Raw genomic sequence first — 3,294 nt, 5'->3', positions numbered from 1 at the left:
CTGCCACTTGCTGATGAGCCTGTCTTGGCCGTCGCTATCCCGATAGCGGTAGACGTGTAGGTCATACACATCACGAGAATGAACGGGTGCGCGAAGGACGGTGTTCGCTTCGACGAACTGTATGCCCAGAGCCATCAGGATTTCCTGTTCCACGGATGAGATGGATCGAGAGGGCGGCCGTCAAGGGTCGAACCACGAACGACCCCGGTTCGCTCCTCTCGCTGGATCTCGCCATCATGACAGGGCTTGCAGACCGGCTCCCAGTTCTTGCGATCCCAGAAGACCTTGCTGTTGCCCCGATGCGGCACGCGGTGATTGACGACGGTAGCGGCGGTAGTCAGGCCCCTAGCATCACATCGCGCACACAGCGGGTTCGCATCGAGGAAGGCGATACGCGCCTTCTGCCATTTGCCGCCGTAACCTCGCTCGGCCGTCTTGCGCTTGTCGTTGCGCCAGCTGGGCTGGCTCCCGCGCGGCGCGACGTCAACCAACGGCGACGTCGATGGTGACGGGAGACCAGGCCGCCTTCGCATCCGCGCGCCGATACATACGGATGTACCGCTTCGAACCGACGACCCGCATGCTATCGCGGATGGCGCGCATACCTTCGAGCCAGCGCTCGTCGGCAATCTCCAACCGAAGAAGGCTCAGGAGATCCGCGCGGTTGATGCGGCCCTGGTTGTCGACATCGAACGCTCGGTTGATGATTGCCTGGATCTCGGTGCGGCTTCCAGCCGACCATTCGCGAAGGCACTCATCGACCAGCCCCTTTGCGACCTGGAGTTCCGGACCGAAGACGATGTTCTCGCTCACCGCGACAGTAACCTTCAGCGTGCCGTCGTAGCTGGTGAAGGTCAGGTTGCCCTTCGAGCCACCGCGACGGGAGCTGTATTCCTGTTCGAGGAGGGCGACGAAAGCATCGACCGTCGCGAATGTCTGCTCGCGAAATGCCGCGACCATTTGCGAAATCGGCAGTGCGGCGGCGATGATCTTGCGGACGGCTTCGTCCTGCAGCTTGTCGACCGGCTTCACTGCGGCTTCAGGGATCAGGCCCCCATCGCCGTTGATGAAGTAGGTATTGCCGTCAATCTCGCGCCGACCTGAGGAGAGGGTCTCGGTCATACCGGGGTCACGCTGATGACTTTGCCGCCCGCGCGCTTGACTAGCGCCGTGAAGGCCCCTGACGCCCGAGAAAGATCAGCGCTGATCTCGACGTCGCCCCGGATGACGGGCCCCGGATTGTAATCCAGCGCATTGGCGCGGGCTGCCCGGGCTTCGGACAATTCCTTTATGACCTGCCGCATGAAGCGGCCCGATACGGTCGTGGGCGTCTCGTCACCCAGTAGCGCTGCGCGCTCGCGAAGTTGGTCTAGGTCGAGCATCTTGCGGTCCTTCGGCAGGTGCGGAATGCGGCGCGCATACGACGGCACATCTCGTCGACGCGCTCTTCGAGCTCGTCATAGTGGGCTGGACCGTCGACGCCGGGACGGATCTCCGACATGATGCGGTCGAAGTTCTCCTGCTCGCGGTCGAGCAGGACCTCGAGGCTCTCGGGCCTCGATGTCAGGCGGCGCTGCATGCCTGCTTGCGGTAAATTGGGCTGTCATTCTTCGACGGCCGAGGAAGGCGGAGGCGACGCGCGAAAGGCGAAGCCGGCAAGTTGGCGGCGACGTTTCGGATCGCGTCGTTGTGGACGGCGTCAGGCCGCGCCAGACCGGCCTTGAGGAGGCGAATGCCTTCCGCCGCGATCGCCGCCTCGATGCGCTTGTTGCGGATCGGAGTGAATCCGAGTGGGAAGCGACTATTGTCGTAGTCGCCGAGAATACGGGTCATGGATGCTCCGCGCATGCAAAAAGCCCGCCGGCCTTGTGGGGCCGACGGGCTTTTCCGGGTCAGAATGCTGCCGCCAGGGACACTGGGCGGAGCTGTCGCGGGGTCGGATATGACCGTTATCGTGACGGATCGGGAGGGTCTAATTTGCGCAGGGGGTCATTTGCGGCGCGATGGTCGGGAAGAGCCCCAGCTGCGCGAAGACTTTGACGACGACCGAAACGAAAATGGGCTCTTGCTCGCCTTGATCGAGCGAAGCTCACTGGCTTTCCGAGCATTCGCGGCTTGCTGCCGCTTCAGCTCGAGCTTTTGCCGCTGCACCTTCCGTTCAAGGCGACGAATTTGTTGATCTCTGGAGCCAATCGGCGTCCGCATGGGCCTATAGGTGCCATGGTATCCTGGGTCACGGTAGATGTAGGTGCGATTCTGCCCGCCTGAAAGTTGCTGACCGATCAGGAAGCCCGCCATACCGCCCACGAGGTAATCGTCGACATCGCCGCCGGCATCGGTCCATTTCCGGCATTCAGTCAGGTTTTCGGCTGAGGTGCATCGGTCATTGCCCGCACATGCAGTAAGCGACAATGCTGCAGCCGCAGCGACAAGATATTTCAAAAACATCGTGGTGTTGCGCCTCCTCGCGCGAGCTTCAAAGAATTCCAGCCTGAGCTGCAGCCAGTGAGGCGTCGTCGATGTCCCGGCACACGCGCCGGTTCATCTCGATCCAAAGGTCGAGCGCGTAGGTAAGCAGCTTCTTCGCTTTCGCATTCCGCATCCGGAACTTCGCAGCAGCGCGGGTGACGCCGAGATCCTCGACAATCATGGCGAGCACAACTGCTGGCTCCGCGATCTGCTGGCGCCAATGCGAGTATGTCACTTCCGCGCGCACGGCGCCGAGGCGTTCGAATACCATATTGGTGGCGCCGCCACTTTGGTCGACCCGGGTCTCATAGCTGACGGTGCCGACCGTAACCGGCCCAGTGATCCTGGCATGCACCGCCGCGATCGACACCGATGCGGCCAACTGCTCGGCATCGATGTCGCCCGCCTCGTAGAGCCGGGCGAGCGCACCCTGGCGTACGAGGCTCGCTTTCGCGTGCGTCTCCGGAGTACCGTTGACTTTGTGGCCGAAGCCAGCCTTCACGTCGCGGTTGAATAACCGAAGTTCGCGTTCTTGCCGCGCGAGATCTGGATGGCGCCTAGCCCAGGCGAGCCTGTTGATCTCGCCAATTCGTGCCATTTCCTTCGCGCGCAGTTTCGCCGCGCGGGTCTTCGCTGTCGTCGCCACCTGAAGCAGCCCCCAAAATGACCGGACAGTTCCTCACACTTATGTAAGAGTGAGGCATATGACCGACAGTAATCCCAGTAGCTATGTGCATGCGGAGGTTCTCGGAGGGGTTCAGCGCCGTAGGCGCTGGACCCCGGAAGAGAAGCTCCGCATGGTCGAAGAGACCTTCCTGCCCGGCA

At 62.1% G+C, this 3,294-nt stretch carries 7 protein-coding genes; all 7 read right to left on the bottom strand.

What is annotated here, in order from left to right:
- Positions 1–134: 134 nt before the first annotated feature.
- Entirely contained in the window at positions 135–491 is a 357-nt protein-coding gene (locus LH128_RS32035; RefSeq protein ID WP_008828998.1) for an HNH endonuclease signature motif containing protein, read from the bottom strand.
- Positions 484–1,122 carry a DUF3164 family protein gene (locus LH128_RS07455; RefSeq protein WP_008828997.1) on the bottom strand — a complete coding sequence of 213 codons (639 nt, stop codon included), beginning with the start codon at positions 1,120–1,122 and terminating at the stop codon, positions 484–486. The genes LH128_RS32035 and LH128_RS07455 overlap by 8 nt, the downstream gene beginning before the upstream one ends.
- A complete protein-coding gene (locus tag LH128_RS07450) occupies positions 1,119–1,382 on the bottom strand; it encodes a hypothetical protein (RefSeq protein WP_008828996.1) in 264 nt (87 codons plus the stop codon). Before LH128_RS07450 ends, LH128_RS07455 begins: the two co-directional genes overlap by 4 nt.
- Positions 1,370–1,579: a hypothetical protein gene (locus LH128_RS07445; protein WP_008828995.1), complete on the bottom strand. Its 210-nt coding sequence runs from the start codon at positions 1,577–1,579 to the stop codon at positions 1,370–1,372. Before LH128_RS07445 ends, LH128_RS07450 begins: the two co-directional genes overlap by 13 nt.
- A complete protein-coding gene (locus tag LH128_RS07440) occupies positions 1,564–1,833 on the bottom strand; it encodes a hypothetical protein (protein ID WP_008828994.1) in 270 nt (89 codons plus the stop codon). Before LH128_RS07440 ends, LH128_RS07445 begins: the two co-directional genes overlap by 16 nt.
- 156 nt (positions 1,834–1,989) lie before the next feature.
- Positions 1,990–2,448, bottom strand: a complete 459-nt coding sequence (locus tag LH128_RS33225; RefSeq protein ID WP_172704986.1) for a hypothetical protein — start codon at positions 2,446–2,448, stop codon at positions 1,990–1,992.
- Positions 2,449–2,476: 28 nt separating this feature from the next.
- Positions 2,477–3,115, bottom strand: a complete 639-nt coding sequence (locus LH128_RS07435) for a hypothetical protein (protein WP_008828993.1) — start codon at positions 3,113–3,115, stop codon at positions 2,477–2,479.
- Between the last annotated feature and the right edge of the window lie 179 nt (positions 3,116–3,294).

Source organism: Sphingomonas sp. LH128, assembly GCF_000293195.2.
In the GTDB taxonomy this organism is placed as follows: Bacteria; Pseudomonadota; Alphaproteobacteria; order Sphingomonadales; family Sphingomonadaceae; genus Novosphingobium; species Novosphingobium resinovorum_A.
Note: the sequence above shows the minus strand (reverse complement) of the source record. Positions and strands in the feature narration are given on the sequence as shown.